This is a genomic window from Methylorubrum subtropicum, from assembly GCF_038442325.1.
In the GTDB taxonomy this organism is placed as follows: Bacteria; Pseudomonadota; Alphaproteobacteria; order Rhizobiales; family Beijerinckiaceae; genus Methylobacterium; species Methylobacterium subtropicum.
Genome location: NZ_JBBXMW010000025.1, coordinates 45,015 through 60,828, shown reverse-complemented (window position 1 = coordinate 60,828; position 15,814 = coordinate 45,015). Strand labels below are relative to the sequence as shown.

15 protein-coding genes, 2 tRNA genes and 1 pseudogene are annotated in these 15,814 nt (G+C 68.4%); 3 read left to right on the top strand and 15 right to left on the bottom strand.

What is annotated here, in order from left to right:
- The 9 genes and pseudogenes from AAHG03_RS23985 to urtA all read right to left on the bottom strand — a co-directional run.
- Window positions 1–223, bottom strand: a pseudogene (locus tag AAHG03_RS23985) (carbohydrate porin); the annotation flags it as partial.
- Window positions 224–559: 336 nt separating this feature from the next.
- Window positions 560–877 (bottom strand): FmdB family zinc ribbon protein, encoded by a 318-nt coding sequence (locus AAHG03_RS23980; RefSeq protein ID WP_342153772.1) that lies wholly within the window; start codon window positions 875–877, stop codon window positions 560–562.
- Between the two features lie 2 nt (window positions 878–879).
- Window positions 880–2,109 (bottom strand): formamidase, encoded by a 1,230-nt coding sequence (gene fmdA / locus AAHG03_RS23975; RefSeq protein WP_342153770.1) that lies wholly within the window; start codon window positions 2,107–2,109, stop codon window positions 880–882.
- 168 nt (window positions 2,110–2,277) lie between these two features.
- Window positions 2,278–3,294: an alpha/beta fold hydrolase gene (locus AAHG03_RS23970; protein WP_342153768.1), complete on the bottom strand. Its 1,017-nt coding sequence runs from the start codon at window positions 3,292–3,294 to the stop codon at window positions 2,278–2,280.
- Window positions 3,295–3,304: 10 nt separating this feature from the next.
- Window positions 3,305–3,994 carry an urea ABC transporter ATP-binding subunit UrtE gene (gene urtE, locus AAHG03_RS23965; RefSeq protein ID WP_342153773.1) on the bottom strand — a complete coding sequence of 230 codons (690 nt, stop codon included), beginning with the start codon at window positions 3,992–3,994 and terminating at the stop codon, window positions 3,305–3,307.
- Window positions 3,995–4,068: 74 nt separating this feature from the next.
- Complete coding sequence (urtD, locus tag AAHG03_RS23960) at window positions 4,069–4,854, bottom strand: urea ABC transporter ATP-binding protein UrtD (protein WP_342153766.1); 786 nt, start codon at window positions 4,852–4,854, stop codon at window positions 4,069–4,071.
- A 14-nt stretch (window positions 4,855–4,868) separates the two neighbouring features.
- Window positions 4,869–6,038, bottom strand: coding sequence for an urea ABC transporter permease subunit UrtC (gene urtC / locus AAHG03_RS23955; RefSeq protein ID WP_342153765.1), 1,170 nt, complete (start codon window positions 6,036–6,038; stop codon window positions 4,869–4,871).
- 13 nt (window positions 6,039–6,051) lie between these two features.
- On the bottom strand, window positions 6,052–6,978 hold the full coding sequence (gene urtB / locus AAHG03_RS23950; protein ID WP_342153763.1) for an urea ABC transporter permease subunit UrtB: 927 nt from the start codon (window positions 6,976–6,978) through the stop codon (window positions 6,052–6,054).
- 175 nt (window positions 6,979–7,153) lie between these two features.
- The gene (gene urtA, locus AAHG03_RS23945) at window positions 7,154–8,419 is read right to left on the bottom strand and encodes an urea ABC transporter substrate-binding protein (RefSeq protein WP_342153761.1); all 1,266 of its coding nucleotides are present in this window, start codon (window positions 8,417–8,419) and stop codon (window positions 7,154–7,156) included.
- Window positions 8,420–8,694: 275 nt separating this feature from the next.
- Between urtA and AAHG03_RS23940 the strand changes: the two genes are divergently transcribed.
- Window positions 8,695–12,186, top strand: coding sequence for a hybrid sensor histidine kinase/response regulator (locus AAHG03_RS23940; RefSeq protein ID WP_342153759.1), 3,492 nt, complete (start codon window positions 8,695–8,697; stop codon window positions 12,184–12,186).
- Window positions 12,179–13,096, top strand: coding sequence for a response regulator transcription factor (locus tag AAHG03_RS23935; protein ID WP_342153757.1), 918 nt, complete (start codon window positions 12,179–12,181; stop codon window positions 13,094–13,096). Before AAHG03_RS23940 ends, AAHG03_RS23935 begins: the two co-directional genes overlap by 8 nt.
- 1 nt (window position 13,097) lies before the next feature.
- Here AAHG03_RS23935 and AAHG03_RS23930 read toward each other — a convergent pair whose 3' ends face one another.
- From AAHG03_RS23930 to AAHG03_RS23910, 5 genes are all read right to left on the bottom strand, one after another.
- Entirely contained in the window at window positions 13,098–13,469 is a 372-nt protein-coding gene (locus AAHG03_RS23930) for a hypothetical protein (protein WP_342153756.1), read from the bottom strand.
- 32 nt (window positions 13,470–13,501) lie between these two features.
- Window positions 13,502–13,822: a hypothetical protein gene (locus tag AAHG03_RS23925; RefSeq protein WP_342153754.1), complete on the bottom strand. Its 321-nt coding sequence runs from the start codon at window positions 13,820–13,822 to the stop codon at window positions 13,502–13,504.
- 322 nt (window positions 13,823–14,144) lie between these two features.
- Window positions 14,145–14,387 carry a hypothetical protein gene (locus AAHG03_RS23920; protein ID WP_342153752.1) on the bottom strand — a complete coding sequence of 81 codons (243 nt, stop codon included), beginning with the start codon at window positions 14,385–14,387 and terminating at the stop codon, window positions 14,145–14,147.
- A 238-nt stretch (window positions 14,388–14,625) separates the two neighbouring features.
- A tRNA-Arg gene (locus AAHG03_RS23915) sits at window positions 14,626–14,702 on the bottom strand.
- 44 nt (window positions 14,703–14,746) lie between these two features.
- Window positions 14,747–14,823, bottom strand: a tRNA-Pro gene (locus AAHG03_RS23910).
- A 187-nt stretch (window positions 14,824–15,010) separates the two neighbouring features.
- Between AAHG03_RS23910 and AAHG03_RS23905 the strand changes: the two genes are divergently transcribed.
- Complete coding sequence (locus AAHG03_RS23905) at window positions 15,011–15,280, top strand: hypothetical protein (protein ID WP_342153751.1); 270 nt, start codon at window positions 15,011–15,013, stop codon at window positions 15,278–15,280.
- A gap of 50 nt (window positions 15,281–15,330) precedes the next feature.
- Here the strand turns inward: AAHG03_RS23905 and greA are convergent, their stop codons facing one another.
- Window positions 15,331–15,795, bottom strand: a complete 465-nt coding sequence (gene greA, locus AAHG03_RS23900) for a transcription elongation factor GreA (RefSeq protein WP_342153749.1) — start codon at window positions 15,793–15,795, stop codon at window positions 15,331–15,333.
- Between the last annotated feature and the right edge of the window lie 19 nt (window positions 15,796–15,814).

Below are 15,814 nucleotides of genomic sequence, written 5' to 3'. Positions count from 1 at the left end.
TGTCGGTGGCCCAGGGGGCGAGCGGTCCGACGCGGACGGGGTCGCCGGGCTTGGCGGCGATGGCGGGATCGGTGCGCGGCTGGGTCTGGTCGTTGAACTGGCCGACCGGCGAGGGCTGCTGCGCCTGTGCCGCCGTCCCGCTCAGCGCGAGGCCGGCGGCCAGGAGGGCGGAGGCGGACAGGCCCCGGTGATGTCGTCGTGCTCGTCTCGTGGTGGTGCGCATTGTCGGTCCCCAACCCGTGCTCTGCGCCGGCCGCTCACCACGGGGTGATCCCCCGCTTGTCGTGATCGGTCGGCGGCTCCCTCGCGGAGCGGTTTCGTTCGAAAGGCTCCCTCCCGAATGCATGCGGCGGGCCGTTTTCGGCCTCGCCGCGTGAGGCGGCCGGATGGCACCGGCCGCCTCAATGGCTGTCGTCCCACCCGCGCCCTCATCCTGAGGTGCCGCGAAGCGGCCTCGAAGGAGGGCTCCAGGGATCGCGCGCTCTGCTGGAGGCCTCCTTCGAGGCTCCGCTGCGCTCCGCACCTCAGGATGAGGGGGTGGGTGGGAAGGCGTCCGGTCCTAGTGGCTGATCATCCAGGGCCGGGCATTCGGAAAGCTCTTGGCCGCCGCGGGGGCGGAGGCCTTCTTCTTGGGCGAGCAGCAGCCGCAGCCGGCCCCGTGGCTGCCGGAGCGCCGCGGTTCGTGGCGGCTGCGCTCGTTGGTGGCGTGGGCGGCCTTCAGCCCCGCATCCATGCCGGCGATGCGCGGGGCGGTGAGGAAGGCGCGCTGGCAGGCCCCGCCGCAATCCGGGCAGTCGTGCGGGTCCTTGAACTGCGCCATCGGGCGCAGCACCGTGAACGGCCCGCAAGACTCGCAGGAATAGTCGTAGACCGGCATGATCAGAGGTCCGGCGAGAGCGGCATCTGGACGGAACCGTCCAAAAACTTCGTCGGCCCGGCCGCAGACGGGTTGATGTCGAAGTCGAAGATGCCGGTCGGAATCCAGAGGGTCGCGCAGGCGTTGGGGATGTCGACGACGCCGGAGATGTGGCCCTGGACCGGGGCGGTGCCGAGGATCGAGTAGGCCTGCGCGCCCGAATATCCGAACTTCTTCAGGTATTCGATCGCGTTGAGGCAGGCCTGCCGGTAGGCGACGGTCACATCCAAATAATGCTGCTTGCCGTACTCGTCGACGGAGACGCCCTCGAAGATCAGGTGGTCGTCGTATTTCGGCGTGACCGGCGACGGCTTGAAGATCGGGTTCCTGATCCCGTACTTCGCCATGCCGTCCTTGATCAGGCTCACCTTGAGATGGACCCAGCCGGCCATCTCGATGGCGCCGCAGAAGGTGATCTCGCCGTCGCCCTGGCTGAAATGCAGATCGCCCATGGAGAGGCCGGCGCCCGGCACGTAGACCGGGAAGTAGATTTTCGAGCCGCGCGACAGATCCTTGATGTCGCAATTGCCGCCGTGCTCGCGCCCCGGCACCGTGCGGGCGCCCGTCGCCGCCGCGTTATCCTTCGCCTCGCCCTTGAGGCGGCCCATATGCGCGGTCGGGCCGAAGGGCAGCGTGGCGAGCGCCGGCACCCGCTCCGGGTTGGTGTCGAACAGCGCCTTCTCGCGGGTGTTCCACGTCTCCAGCATCTTCGGATCGGGCAGGCAGCCGATCAGGCCCGGATGGATCAGGCCGGGGAAGCGCACGCCGGGCACGTGGCGCGACTTGGTGAACATGCCCTCGAAATCCCAGATCGACTTCTGGGCCTGGGGGAAGTGCTCGTCGAGGAAGCCGCCGCCGTTGTTCTTCGAGAAGAAGCCGTTGAAGCCCCACTGCGATTCGGGCTTGGCGCCGATGTCGAGGAGATCGACCACCAGCAGGTCGCCGGGCTCGGCGCCCTCGACGCCGATGGGGCCCGACAGGAAGTGGACGATCGACAGGTCGATGTCGCGCACGTCGTCGGCGGAATCGTTGTTCTTGATGAAGCCGCCGGTCCAGTCGTAGGTCTCGACGATGAAGTCGTCGCCGGGCTTCACGGTCGCGACCATCGGGATGTCGGGGTGCCAGCGATTGTGCACCATGTCGTTGTCGTAGGCCGATTGCGTGAGATCGACCTTGATCAGCGTCTCGGGCATATCCTTCGCGCGCTCCTCTTACAATTTTGGTCAGCCGCCGCCGTTGCGTGTCCGGTGGTGGTCCGGCCGCCCTGGCGGATCGTCGGTTGTCGTTCTTCGTTCATCCGGCGCTGACGAGCGCCGGATCGGTGCGGGCGGGCCGCTTCGAAAGCGCCCCGCCGAGGGGGTTCAGCGCGCGAGCAGCTCCTTCAGGGCCGCGTCGAGCACGGTGATGTCGTCGGGCGAGGTGCCGGGGCCGCCCGCGAAGTGGCCCCAGTCGGTCTCGACGATGCGCAGTTCGGCGTTCGGCATGTGCGAGACCTCGATGGCGCTGTCTTCGGGGGGGAAGTAGAGGTCGGTCGAGGCCGGCATCACGATCGCCTTGGCCTTGATGGCCCCGAGCGCCTTGGCGAAGTCGCCGCCGTAGAGCGGGTTGTTCGAGATGTCGCCGTTCTGCCAGGTCCAGAGCATGGCGAGCAGGTTGTTGGCGTCCTTCGCCAGCAGCCAGCCCTCCCAGAAGCCGACGAGGAAATCCTCCAGCGAGGCGTAGCCGAGCCGCTTCAGGTCGCCCTCGGCCCGGTAGAACGTCTGCGACAAGCCCCAGCCGGCATAGACCCGGGCGGCGGCGCGCAGGCCCCGCTGCGGCTGGGCGGTGTAGAAGCCATCGGCGAAGGCGGCATCGGCCTGGAGCGCGGCCTTCACGCCTTCCAGGAAGACGAAGTTGTGCCGCGAGCACTTCGCCGAGCCCTGGAACGGCAGGATGCGCTCGACCATGTCCGGAAACAGGGCGCCCCAGTGGAAGGTCTGGAGCGCGCCCATCGACCAGCCGGTCACGAGCTTGACCCGCTCGATGCCGAATTTCTCCGTGACCAGCCGGTGTTGCTGCACCACGTTGTCGTAGGCCGTGACCTTGGGAAAGCGCGGGCCGTTGAAGGGGGCGGGCGTGTTGCTCGGCGACGAGGACAGCCCGTTGCCGAACATGTTCGGCACGATGATGAAGTAGGTCGCCGGGTCGAGCGCCCGGCCCGGCCCGATCAGCCACTCGTTCTCGTAATGCTGACCGGAGTACCACGTCGGATAGACGATGACGTTGTCCTTGGCGGCGTTGAGCGTACCGTAGGTCTTATAGGCGAGCTGCGCGCCGCGGATCGTCTGCCGGGATTGCAGGACGACGTCGCCGAGTTCGAAGATTTCGTAATCGGCCATTCCGATCCCCTCACACCGACAGGAAGCGGGCGACCTGCGCCTCGTCGATGTCGGCCCGCAGAGACTCGTGGACGATCGAACCGTTCTCGATGACGAGCACCCGGTCGGCCACGTCCATGGCGAAGCTCAGGACCTGCTCCGAGACGACGATGGAGAGCCCGCGCTCGTCGCGGATCTTCTTCAGCGTGCGACCCATCTCGCGGATGATCGAGGGCTGGATGCCCTCGGTCGGCTCGTCGAGGAGCAGCACCTTCGGATTCGAGGCGAGCGCCCGGGCGATGGCGAGCTGCTGCTGCTGACCGCCCGAGAGGTTGCCGCCGCGCCGGCCCTTCATTTCGAGCAGCACCGGGAACATCGTGTAGAGGTCCTGCGGCACTTTTCGCGATTTGGTGACGGTTAGCCCCGTCTCGATGTTCTCCTGCACCGTCATGGTGGAGAAGATCATCCGGCCCTGCGGCACGTAGGCGAGGCCGGCCGCGACGCGGGCGTGGCTCTTCATCGCCGTCACGTCGGTGCCCGCGACGGTGACCGTGCCGGACTTCGTCGGCACGATGCCCATCAGGGTCTTCATGAGCGTCGACTTGCCCATGCCGTTGCGGCCCATCACCGCGACGATCTCACCGGGCGCGACGTTGATGTCGAGGCCGTGCAGCACCTCGCTCTGGCCATAGGCCGAATGAAGGTCGGAGATCGCCAGCATCGGCGCGGCGCCGGCCAGGACCGGCGGCACGGGGGCGGTGTGGGGAGCGGTCTGAAGCATCAATCCTGCGTCCCTCAATGACCGAGATAGACTTCGACGACCTTCGGGTCGGTCTTGACCCGCTCCATCGAGCCTTCCGACAGCACTTTGCCCTGATGCAGCACGGTGACCCGGTGGGCGATGTCCTCGACGAACTTCATGTCGTGCTCGATGACGAGCACCGAGCGACCCTTGATGATCTGGTTGAGGAGTTCGGCGGTCTTGATCCGCTCGCCGACGCTCATGCCGGCGACCGGCTCGTCGAGCATGAGGAGTTCCGGGTCCTGGATCAGCAGCATGCCGATCTCCAGCCACTGCTTCTGGCCGTGGCTGAGGAACTCGGCCCGCTCGTCGAGCTGGTCCTTGAGGAAGATCGTCTGCGCGATCTCGTGGATGCGGTCGCGGACTTCCGCGTCGCGCTTGAAGGTGAGCGCACCGAACACCGACCGCCCGCGGGGGAACGAAATCTCGAGGTTCTCGAACACCGTCAGGTCGTCGTAGATCGACGGCGTCTGGAACTTGCGCCCCACCCCCGCCTGGACGATGGCGCTCTCGGAGAGCCGGGTCAGCTCCTGGCCCTTGTACTTGATCGAGCCGGAGCTGGCCTTGGTGCGCCCGCAGATCAGGTCGAGCACCGTGGTCTTGCCCGCGCCGTTGGGGCCGATGATGACCCGGATCTCGTCGGGATCGACGTAGAACGACACGTCGTTGACCGCCTTGAACCCGTCGAAGGAGACGGTGAGCCCTTCGACCGCGAGCAGGAAGTTCTTGTCGTCCGCCGGCGTGCCGATGAGGGTCGAGGGGAGGATGGCCGCGTTCATGACTGTCTCGATCCTCACTCGGCGGGGGCGCCCTGGGGCAGGACGGGGGCGGCGACCGGCTTCAGATCCTTGGCCTTGCGGAACAGGCGCGGCTCGACATGCTCGCGCCAGAGGCCGGCGAGACCGTTGGGGAAGGCCAGCACCACGGCGATGAACAGGGCGCCGAGGCCGAAGAGCCACAGGTCGGGGAAGGACTCGGAGAACGAGGTCTTGGCGAAGTTGACGAGCAGCGTCCCCCAGACCGCGCCGAACAGCGACAGGCGCCCGCCGACGGCCGCGTAGATCACCATCTCGATGGAGGGCACGATGCCGACGAACGAGGGCGACATGAACCCGACCTGCAGGGTGAACATCGCCCCGCCCACTGCGGCGAAGGCCGCCGCGAGGCAGAAGGCGAACACCTTGAAGCCCGCCACCGAGTAGCCGGAGAAGCGGACCCGGTCCTCCTTCTCGCGCATGGCCACCAGAATGCGCCCGAGCTTCGACTTCTTGACGTACTGCGCCATCAGAATGCAGCCGATCAGCAGCCCGCCGTTGACGAAGTAGAGGATGAACTTCGCCGAATCCGTGCGGATGTCCCAGCCGTTCAGCGTGCGCAGGTCGGTGATGCCGTTGATGCCCCCCGTGTAGCCCTGCTGTCCGACGATCAGGATCGTCAGGATCGCGGCGATGGCCTGGGTGATGATGGCGAAGTAGGTGCCGCCGACGCGGCGCTTGAACATCGCCACCGAGATCACGAAGGCGAAGGCCACCGGCACCGCGATCACGAGCAGCAGCGTCAGCGGCAGGCTGTGGAACGGCTGCCAGAACCACGGGATCGAGGTGATCTGGTTCCAGTCCATGAAGTCCGGAATGCCCGGCGTCGACTGGATTTTTGTGTTCTCAACACTCGAAGCTTCGAGCTTGAGATACATGGCCATGCAGTACCCGCCGAGGCCGAAAAAGACGCCCTGGCCGAGGGAGAGGATGCCGGCGTAGCCCCAGCAGATGACGAGGCCGAGGGCGACGAAGGCGTAGGTGAGGTACTTGCCGACGAGATTCAGGCGGAAGCCGTCGAGCACCAGCGGCAGGACCACGAGGATGAAGCCGGCCAGCAGCGCGAGGCTGACCCACTCGATCGGCTTCATGAAGGGGTTGTCGTTGACCGTCACGGCCTTCGACAGGTTCTGGATCGGGCTCGTCATCGGGGCGCGCTCCTCAGCGACGGACCTTGAGGGTGAACAGGCCCTGCGGCCGCAGCATCAGGATCGCCACCACCGCGAGCAGGGTGAGCACCTTGGCCATCGAGCCGGAGAGGAAGAATTCGAGGGTCGATTGGGTCTGCGAGATCGAGAAGGCCGAGGCGATGGTGCCCAGCAGGCTCGCCGCGCCGCCGAAGACCACGATCAGGAAGGTGTCGACGATGTAGAGCTGGCCCGAGGTCGGCCCCGTCGAGCCGATCATGGTGAAGGCGGAGCCCGCGATGCCGGCGATGCCGCAGCCGAGGCCGAAGGTGTAGCGATCGACCTTTTCCGTATCGATGCCGACGGCGCCGGCCATCGAGCGGTTGCTCATCACGGCGCGGATCTGCGCGCCGAAGCGCGAGCGGTAGATCAGCACGGCGACGCCCAGCGTGATGACGGTGGTGACCGCGATCACGAACAGGCCGTTGATCTGCACCTCGATGGAATCGGTGACGGGAATCGAGCCCATCATCCACGAGGGCAGCTCCACGCCGACCTCGCGCGGGCCGATGATCGAGCGGTAGGCCTGCTGCAGGATCAGCGACAGGCCCCAGGTCGCGAGCAGCGTGTCGAGGGGCCGCTTGTAGAGATGGCGGATCAGCGCCCACTCGACTAGCATCCCCAGCGCCCCGGAGGCCAGGAAGGCCAGGGCCATGGCGATGAAGAAGTAGGCAGAGAACAGGGCCGGCAGGTGCTCTTGGAAGAACGTCGAGCACAGGTAGGTGACGTAGGCGCCGAGAATCATGAACTCGCCGTGCGCCATGTTGATGACGCCCATCTGGCCGAAGATGATCGCCAGCCCCAGCGCCATCAGCACGTAGACCGAGAACAGGATCAGCCCCGCGAAGCCCTGCATCACGAAAATCGAGCTGAGGTCTGCGAGCGAGTATTCGCCGAACATGGGAGGTGTCTCCGGCGGAGGATTTCGAGGGGCAGCAAGAGGCGGGCCACGCGTCTCCCCTCCTCCTTGCGGGGAGGGGCCGGGGGTGGGGGTGGTGCAGGAGGCACCGTCCCGCGTCGTTCTGCACGACCCCCACCCCTACCCCTCCCCGCAAGGGGGAGGGGAAATGTCGAGACTACTGGTACCCCTTCGGGAAGGGGTTCGGCTCGATCAGTTCGGGGCTCTCGTAGACCACCTCGAACTGGCCCGTGGGCAGGGCCTTGGCGACGCGGGTCTTGGACCAGAGGTGATGGTTCTCGTGGATCTTCACGTAGCCTTCCGGCGCGTCCTTGAACTCGATGCCGGGCGAGGCCGCGACCACCTTGTCGACGTCGAAGGAGCCCGCCTTCTCGACCGCCATCTTCCACAGGAACGGACCGAGATAGCCCGCCTGGGTGACGTCGCCGAGCACGGTCTTCTCGCCCCACATCTTCTTGAAGGCGGCGACGAACTTCTCGTTGTTCGGGTTCTTGAGCGACTGGAAGTACTTCATGCAGGAATAGGCGCCGGCGATGTTGTCGCCGCCGATGCCGTCGATCTCGTCCTCGGTGACCGAGATCGTCAGCAGGGTCTGCTTCGACAGATCGATGCCCGCCGCCTTGAGCTGCTTGTAGAACGCCACGTTCGAGCCGCCGACCACGTCGGCGAAGATCACGTCGGGCTTCTTGAGCTTGATCTTGTTGATCACCGAGTTGAACTGCGTGTGGCCGAGCGGATAGTATTCCTCGCCGACCACCGTGCCTTTCAGCACGTTCTCGATGTGCTTGCGGGCGATCTTGTTCGAGGTGCGCGGCCAGATGTAGTCCGAGCCGATCATGAAGAAGGTCTTGGCGCCCTTCTCCTTGTTGACCCAGTCGAGCGAGGCGAGGATCTGCTGCGTCGCCTCCTGGCCGGTGTAGATGACGTTCTTGGACTGCTCCAGGCCCTCGTAGAAGGTCGGGTAGTACAGCAGGCCGTTGTACTGCTCGAACACCGGCAGCGCGGCCTTGCGCGAGGCCGAGGTCCAGCAGCCCATCACCGCGGCGCAGTGGTCGTTGACGAGGAGCTTCTTGGCCTTCTCGGCAAAGGTCGGCCAGTCGGAGGCGCCGTCCTCCTGGATGATCTTGATCTTGCGGCCGAGCACGCCGCCCATCTCGTTGATCTGGGCGATGGCGAGCTTTTCGGCCTGGATCGTGCCGGTCTCGGAGATCGCCATCGTGCCGGTGGCCGAGTGCAGGATGCCGACCGTCACCTCGGTGTCGGTGACCGCGAGCCCGGTGGTGTTGACCGCCGAGGTCGGCGCGGCGGCGAACGACGGCCGCGGCATCAGCGCCAGCGCGGGCAGTCCGGCCATGCCCATCAGGAGCTTGCGCCGCAGCGGCGAGCGCAGGCCGTTCTCGGTGTCGGAAGTGTCCTTCGCCATTCTGCCAGCCCTGTACGCGTCCGGCGGCTCCTGGGGCGGCCGCGGATCGACGAGGTGCAGGCTAGGCCGTGCATTGCATCGCAGCATATACGCTGTTCTGCGTATGGCCCCTCCCCCAGCCGGGGCGCAGGATGGTCTCCCTTCGTATGAAATCCTCCGGCGTGCCGCCCGGCGCGCACGGCTCTTGCCTGCGTGGTGGCGGGGCGCGCATCCTGCCTCTCACGCCGAAGCGCAGGCTCGTCCGGCGTCGCACGGGACCGACGACACCCCTCACGATGAACGGCCGCCAGCACATCATCCCGATCCGGCGCGCCTACAACCGCCTCGTCGCCGACGAGACGCTGGAGGATTACGCGCTCCGCTTCACCGCCAAGAAGGCGCGGCGCTGGAGCCCGCTGGCGGTGGCGCAGACGGCGCTCGGCTCGATCTCGTTCCTGGCGCTGGAGGCCATCGGCGGCACGCTGGTGCTGGCGGTGGGCTTCACCAACACGCTCGCCGCCGTGCTGCTCGTCGGCGCGCTGATCTTCGCCACCGCCGCCCCCATCGCCGTCTACGCCGCCCGCCACGGCGTCGACATGGACCTGCTGACCCGCGGCGCGGGCTTCGGCTATCTCGGCTCGACCGTGACCTCGCTGATCTACGCGAGCTTCACCTTCCTGTTCCTGGCGATCGAAGCCGCCATCATGGCGCTGGCCTTGCAGCTCTGCTTCGGCCTGCCGCTCTGGCTCGGCTACATCCTCTGCGCGGGAATCGTGATCCCGCTCGTCGTCTACGGCATCCGCCTCATCAGCCGCTTCCAGATCTGGTCGCAGCCGGTCTGGCTCGCGCTCAATCTCCTGCCGCTCGTCTTCATCGCGGCGAGCCCCGACGCCCCCGCCTCGCTCGGCACGCTGGCCGCCTTCCCCGGCCTCGGCGACGGAGCAGCCGTCGGGTTCGATCCGCTGCGCTTCGGGCTCGCCACCAGCGTACTCCTCGCGCTCCTCGCCCAGGTCGGCGAGCAGGTCGATTTCCTGCGGTTCGTCCCCCCGGCTCGGGGCCGCGGCGATCGGCGCTGGTGGACGGCGGTATTGGCCGGCGGCGCCGGCTGGATCGTGCCGGGCCTTCTCAAAATCCTGCTCGGGGCGTTCCTCGCGGTGCTGGCGCTCGGCCACGGCATCCCGGCGCCGCAGGCCGCCGAGCCGACCCGGATGTACGCCGTCGCCTTCGGCTACGTCACGCCCTCGCGGGAGGGGGCACTCTTGCTGATGGCCGGCTTCGTCGCGCTGTCGCAGATCAAGATCAACCTCACCAACGCCTATGCCGGCTCGATCGCGTGGTCGAACTTCTTCTCGCGCCTCACCCACAGCCATCCGGGCCGCGTGGTCTGGCTGGTGTTCAACGTCGCCATCGCGCTGATGCTGATGGAACTCGGCATCGACAAGACCATCGAGAGCACCCTGCCGCTCTACGCCGTCGTGGTCTCGGCCTGGGTCGGGGCGCTGGCCTCGGATCTCGGCGTCAACAAGCCGCTCGGGCTCTCGCCGCCGGGCATCGAGTTCAAGCGGGCCCATCTCTACGCGATCAATCCCGTCGGCACCGGGGCGATGGCGCTGGGGCTGGCGCTCGGCTGGCTCGCCTATGCCGGCGTGTTCGGGAGCCTCATGGCCGCCTTCGCGCCGCTCTTGGCGCTCGCCGCCGCGTTCGCGACCGCGCCGCTGATCGCCTGGGGCACGGGCGGGCGCTTCTACATCGCGCGCCAGCCCGCGCCCGTGGCCGGCGAGATCGTCTGCCGCGTCTGCGAGCTACCGTTCGAGGGCGAGGACATGGCGCATTGCCCGGCCTATGACGGGCCGATCTGCTCGCTGTGCTGTTCCCTCGACGCCCGCTGCGGCGACCTGTGCAAGCCGCACGGGCGCCTCGACGCACAGGCGCAGGCGAGCCTCGGGCGGTTCGTGCCTGCGCCGCTGGCCGCCTGGATCGGCGCGCCGCTCGGGCGCTACCTCGCCCTGATGCTCTGCCTCGTCGGCGTGATCGGGCTGATCCTCGGCATCGTCCATGCGGGGGCGAGCAGCGGCCACCCGGAGCACCGCGAGACCCTGCGGGCGGCGCTCACCAGCGTGTTCTTCATCCTCGTGCTGATCCTCGGCATTGTCGCGTGGCTGTTCGTGCTGGCGCAGGAGAGCCGCCGCGTCGCCCAGGCCGAGACCGAGCGCCAGACCGCGCTCTATCAAGCCGAGATCGCCGCCCATAAGATCACCGACGCCAAGTTGCAGGAAGCCAAGGAGACGGCGGAAGCCGCCAATCTCGCCAAGAGCCGCTACGTCGTCGGTATCAGCCACGAACTGCGCACGCCCTTGAACGCCGTGCTCGGTTACGCCCAATTGCTGGAGGTCGATCCCGAGATCCCGGCGCCCCGGCGGCGCGGCTTGCAGGTGATCCGCCGCAGCGCCCAGCACCTGTCGGGCCTGATCGACGGGCTGCTCGACATCTCGCGGATGGAGGCCGGGCGGCTCCAAGTGCACCGCAACGAGATCCGGCTGTCGGATTTCCTCGACCAGATCGTCGACATGGTCCGCCTCCAGGCCGAGGCCGCGGGGCTGACGTTCCGCTTCACCCGGCCCGAGAGCCTGCCCGCGGTGGTCGCCACCGACGAGAAGCGCCTGCGCCAGATCCTGCTCAACCTCCTGTCGAACGCGATCAAGTTCACGCCGTCCGGCGAGGTCGGCCTCGACGTGACCTATCGCAGCCAGGTCACCGTCTTCACCATCCGCGACACGGGGCTCGGCATCCGCCCGGACGACCTGCAGCGCATCTTCGAGCCGTTCGAGCGCGGCTCGATCCCCGCCGCCCGCAGCCAGCCGGGCACCGGCCTCGGGCTCACCATCGCCGGGCTGCTCGCCCAGGTGATGGGCGGCGAGATCACGGTGGAGAGCGAGGTCGGGCGCGGCACCCGCTTCCGCGTGCGGCTGATGCTGTCCTCGGTCGACCGCCCGGCCCCCGCCCCCGCCGCGCCCACGGTGCCGGCGCTCGCCGCCGCGCCGCGCCGCTATGCCGGGCGCAAGCGCCGCGTCCTCGTGGTCGATGACGATCCGGCCCATCGCGCGCTGATGCGCGACATCCTCGAACCCCTGGGCATCGCAGTGGCCGAGGCGCCCGACGGCCCCGCCTGCCTCGCCCTGTTCGACGCGGGGAAGCCCGCGCCCGACCTCGTCCTCCTCGACATCGCCATGCCGGGCCTGAGCGGCTGGGCGGTGGCCGAGCGCCTGCGCGAGGGCGCGCCGGGGGTGCGCATCGCCATGATGTCGGCCAATGTCCACGAGATCAGCCCGACGCGGGGCATCGACGCCCGCCACGACGCGATCATCGCCAAGCCGTTCGACCTGCGCGATTTTCTCGATCAGGTTACCCGCCTGCTCGGCCTCGATTGGGTCGAGGGGACGCCGGCCGCGCCGGAGCCGTTCCCCTCCCCCTTGCGGGGAGGGGTCAGGGGTGGGGCAGAAGGCACCGCTGCGGTCCCTCCTGCACCACCCCCACCTCTCACCTCCTCCCCGCAAGGGGGAGGAGGAGTCCCCCTCCCCGTCCTGAACGAACTCCTCCGCCTCGGCCGCATCGGCCACGTGCGTGCCATCGAGGTCCGGCTCGCCGAGATCGCCCAGGCGGAACCCGCCTCCGCCGCCTTCGCGCAGCGCCTGCAAACCCTCGTCGCCGCCTTCGACCTGCCGACCTACATGCGCGCCCTTCAGGAAGCCGCCTCGAAAGAACCCGCTCGGGAGGCCAGCGATGCCTGAGGCGCCCGGCCAGCGCGACATCGTCCTCGTGGTGGACGATTCCCCCGACACCCTGAGCTTCCTCACCGAGGCGATCGAGCGCTCCGGCGCCACCGTCCTCGTCGCGGTGGCGGGCGAGGCGGCGTTGGCGCTCGTCGACGAGATCACCCCCGACATCATCCTGCTCGACGCGGTGATGCCGGGCATGGACGGGTTCGAGACCTGCCGCCGCCTCAAGGCCAAGCCCGCGGTGGCGGCCGTGCCGGTCATCTTCATGACCGGGCTGTCGGAGACCGAGCATATCGTGGAGGGGCTGGAGGCGGGCGGCGTCGATTACGTGACGAAGCCGATCGCCCCCGACGAGATCCTGGCGCGCATCCGCGTCCACGTGGCGGGCGCGCGGGCGGCGCAGAGCCTGCGCGCGGCCCTCGACACCACCGGGCGCACCCTGTTCGCGGTCGATCCCGCGGGCGCCGTGCTGTGGGCGACGCCGCAGGCCTCGCAGGTGCTGGCGGCCTGCGCGCCGCGGGCCGACGACGCCTACGGGCTCCCCACCGCCGGCCGCGCATGGCTGCGCGGCTGCCTGGCCGGCACACAGGGTGCGCCTTTCACCCTCACCGACCTATCGGGGGCGGCGCACACGGTCAGCTTCGTCGGGCGCACCGGCAACGAGGTGCTGCTGCGGCTCTCGCGCGACGCCACCGCCGCCGGGATCGAGCTGCTGCGCACGCGCCTGCCGATCACCGCGCGCGAGGCCGACGTGCTGTTCTGGCTCGCGCGAGGCAAATCGAACCGCGACATCGGCGAGATTCTCAGCTTGAGCCCTCGCACGATCACCAAGCATCTCGAAGGCATCTACGCCAAGCTCGGCGTCGAGAACCGCACGGCGGCCTCGATCATCGCCGCGCGGCATCTGCAGGATCTGGGCTGATTCAACCCATCCGCTGCGCGGTCCAGCGGCCGGAGCAGGATCCCAGGCCCCCGAGCGACCATTGGCCCGCGCCGCTCGTGCCGCGCAGCTTTCCGGTCACCGCGATGCGGGCGAGACCGGAGCGGATCGTGCCGTTGATGCGCCCGTCGGCGGCGGCCCGGCCCGAGGCATCGACGCCCTGCCCGCCGCTGTCCTTCAGCACGCCGTCGCGGATCGCGATCGGGTAAGTGTAGGGGCCGGAGCAGGAGCCGGTCTCGGCCACGGCCTGGACCGACCATGCGCCGTCGAACGGTCCCGCCGCCGCGGGCAGGGACAGAAGGGTCAGGGCGAGAAGCGGGGCACCGAATCCGGTCAGCCGGCGTCGGGCGGTCATCGAGACAACTCCTTGGTTGGAAAAAAGAAAATTCAGGTCCAGCCGGCGGCCGCGTCGGGGCCGGCGGCGATGTAGCGGATGAACAGCTCGCTGGTCGCCCGGTCCGCGTAGGCCGTCAGCGGCTCGTCGGGATGGGGCGGCACCAGAGCGGTGACGGGCCGGCCCGCCAGCAGCACGGCGACCTCGCGCGGGGTGAAGCCGGCCGCGGTCGCCTCGCGTAGCGCCGTCCCGGCATAGGCGTCCGCGTCCTCGCACAGGACCGTGCCGGCGGCGGACATCGCCGGATGCTGTGCGCCGAGGACGGGCCAGGGCTGGATCGGACGTGTCGCGGTGCCGGGTGCCGGAACGGCCAAAGCGGGTCTCCTCGTGAACGGTTCGAAAGGGCGCCGACGCGAATCCGCCGGGTGATGGCCCGCGGCGGTGTCGGCATGACGGGAAAGTGGTGGGTCGGAAGGTCATGTCACTGATACCGACATACCGGTATCGATGATTTTCAGGACATCGTCGTGCGCATCCGCACAAATTGGCCTTGCGGCGCAATCAAATCGAAGATGCCGTCACGGATAATGACGGTTACATCCTGAAATACCGTTTCTGAATGTTTCCTGAAACGCCGCGAAGCCGCGCCCGGATCGTTGGAAGATTGCGGCGCATCGCCCGGATGGGCCGCGCCTGTTACCCGCGGATCAGCGGCAGGTCCGCCCGGATGATGGCATTGCCGGCCATGCGCCGCACCGAGGCGATGACCCGGCACGAGGTCTCGGAGGCGCCCCCGGCCTCGGCCTGCATCTCCAGTTCGGTCAGGCGCCGAAACATCTCCCGCTCGCGCCGGGCCGGCGACAGCGGCATCGTCTCGGCGAGCAGGCCGACCATCTGGTGGAGGTAGCGGCACCGCAGCGGCGGCACGTCGGGATTCATGATGGGCGGCGTCCGCGGCGGTCGGGGACGGCCACCATGGTCCGTGCCGCGCTGCCGCGCCGCAACAAGGATCAACATGGGAGCTGCGCCGCTGAACGATCCCGGACGCCACGAAGATGGAAAGGTGCGACCCAAACCGGCCGGACGCCGCGACCCGATCACGAAACAGGAGGAACCGAGCGCAAGGCTGTCGGCGCGTCCTGTGAGATTGTCCAGAAGATCGTGAAACGTCGTGTGATGGCGCGCCCGAAAGGATTCGAACCTCTGACCCCCAGATTCGTAGTCTGGTGCTCTATCCAGCTGAGCTACGGGCGCCCTTGTCGTGTCGTGTCACCCTTGTCGGGTGATCTCCTCTTGTTTGGTCGGAGTGGCAGGATTTGAACCTGCGACCCCCACGTCCCGAACGTGGTGCGCTACCAGACTGCGCTACACTCCGAAGCCGCCTGCCCCGTGGGGCGTCGGCGAGCGGGTGTATAGCTGGCACTTTCCGGGGTCGCAAGCGGGTCTTTGCCGTTCGGCGGTTCTTTTCTCCGGCGGCCGGTTTCGGGGCCGATCGGGCGAACCCGATTCCCCCCTCGCGAGTTGGGCGGGGGAAGAAAACCACGACAGGGATAAGATACGCCATGCGCACCTCTTCACGGATCACCACGCCGGCGCTCGCCGCCGCGCTCGTCCTCGGTCTTGCGGGCGGGGCCTGGGCGCAAGGAACGGCGCCGGGTGCCACGACCCGCAGCACGGGCGAGCCGGGCGCCCTGCAGGGCAAGGACGGCGGGGCCATGCAGCGCAGCGGTCAGGTCCCGGCCGGGAACCCGACCCAGGACACGACCGGCGCCATCGGCCATCCGAAGAGCAACAACAGCAACGGCGCCACCACGGCGCCGGCGGCCCGCTGAGGGCGGCATGAACGCGCGCGGCGGGCCTCGAACGGGCCCGCCGCGGCTTTTCAGCGGATTTCGGCGATCTCGAATTCGTTGCCGTTGACCGTGACCGTGTCGCCGACGCCCTTACCGGTCAGCGCGCGGGCGAGCGGGGCGACGTAGGAGATCGAGCCGGCATTCGGGTCGGCCTCGTCCTCGCCGACGATGCGGAAGGTCTGGCGGGTGTCGTCCTCGCGCAGGACCGTCACGGTCGCGCCGAAGCGCACCGTCTCGCCATCGGACGCCTCGTCCACCAGCTGCGCCGAGGTCTTGCGCTGGCTCCAGTAGCGCAGGTCGCGCGAGACGCGGGCGTGATCGGCCTTGTTCTCGGGCGAGAGCCCGGACAATTCGGCCTCCAGCCGCGCCGCCTCGGCCTCGATCCGGGCGAGGCCCTCCGGCGTGACGTAGTTCGGGTGTGGGGAGATCGGCCGGTCGGGCAGGTCCTCGAAGGCCTCGCCACCTTCCGGCTCACGGACGAATGCTCTGCTCATGAGCGCGGCAATGCGCGGA

What these genes read in the sequence shown, in the direction of transcription:
- AAHG03_RS23980 (WP_342153772.1), bottom strand. Translation starts at nt 877, where the DNA reads ATGCCGGTCTACGACTATTCCTGCGAGTCTTGCGGGCCGTTCACGGTG.
- fmdA (WP_342153770.1), bottom strand. Translation starts at nt 2,109, where the DNA reads ATGCCCGAGACGCTGATCAAGGTCGATCTCACGCAATCGGCCTACGAC.
- AAHG03_RS23970 (WP_342153768.1), bottom strand. Translation starts at nt 3,294, where the DNA reads ATGGCCGATTACGAAATCTTCGAACTCGGCGACGTCGTCCTGCAATCC.
- urtE (WP_342153773.1), bottom strand. Translation starts at nt 3,994, where the DNA reads ATGCTGGCGATCTCCGACCTTCATTCGGCCTATGGCCAGAGCGAGGTG.
- urtD (WP_342153766.1), bottom strand. Translation starts at nt 4,854, where the DNA reads ATGAACGCGGCCATCCTCCCCTCGACCCTCATCGGCACGCCGGCGGAC.
- urtC (WP_342153765.1), bottom strand. Translation starts at nt 6,038, where the DNA reads ATGACGAGCCCGATCCAGAACCTGTCGAAGGCCGTGACGGTCAACGAC.
- urtB (WP_342153763.1), bottom strand. Translation starts at nt 6,978, where the DNA reads ATGTTCGGCGAATACTCGCTCGCAGACCTCAGCTCGATTTTCGTGATG.
- urtA (WP_342153761.1), bottom strand. Translation starts at nt 8,419, where the DNA reads ATGGCGAAGGACACTTCCGACACCGAGAACGGCCTGCGCTCGCCGCTG.
- AAHG03_RS23940 (WP_342153759.1), top strand. Translation starts at nt 8,695, where the DNA reads ATGAACGGCCGCCAGCACATCATCCCGATCCGGCGCGCCTACAACCGC.
- AAHG03_RS23935 (WP_342153757.1), top strand. Translation starts at nt 12,179, where the DNA reads ATGCCTGAGGCGCCCGGCCAGCGCGACATCGTCCTCGTGGTGGACGAT.
- AAHG03_RS23930 (WP_342153756.1), bottom strand. Translation starts at nt 13,469, where the DNA reads ATGACCGCCCGACGCCGGCTGACCGGATTCGGTGCCCCGCTTCTCGCC.
- AAHG03_RS23920 (WP_342153752.1), bottom strand. Translation starts at nt 14,387, where the DNA reads ATGAATCCCGACGTGCCGCCGCTGCGGTGCCGCTACCTCCACCAGATG.
- AAHG03_RS23905 (WP_342153751.1), top strand. Translation starts at nt 15,011, where the DNA reads ATGCGCACCTCTTCACGGATCACCACGCCGGCGCTCGCCGCCGCGCTC.
- greA (WP_342153749.1), bottom strand. Translation starts at nt 15,795, where the DNA reads ATGAGCAGAGCATTCGTCCGTGAGCCGGAAGGTGGCGAGGCCTTCGAG.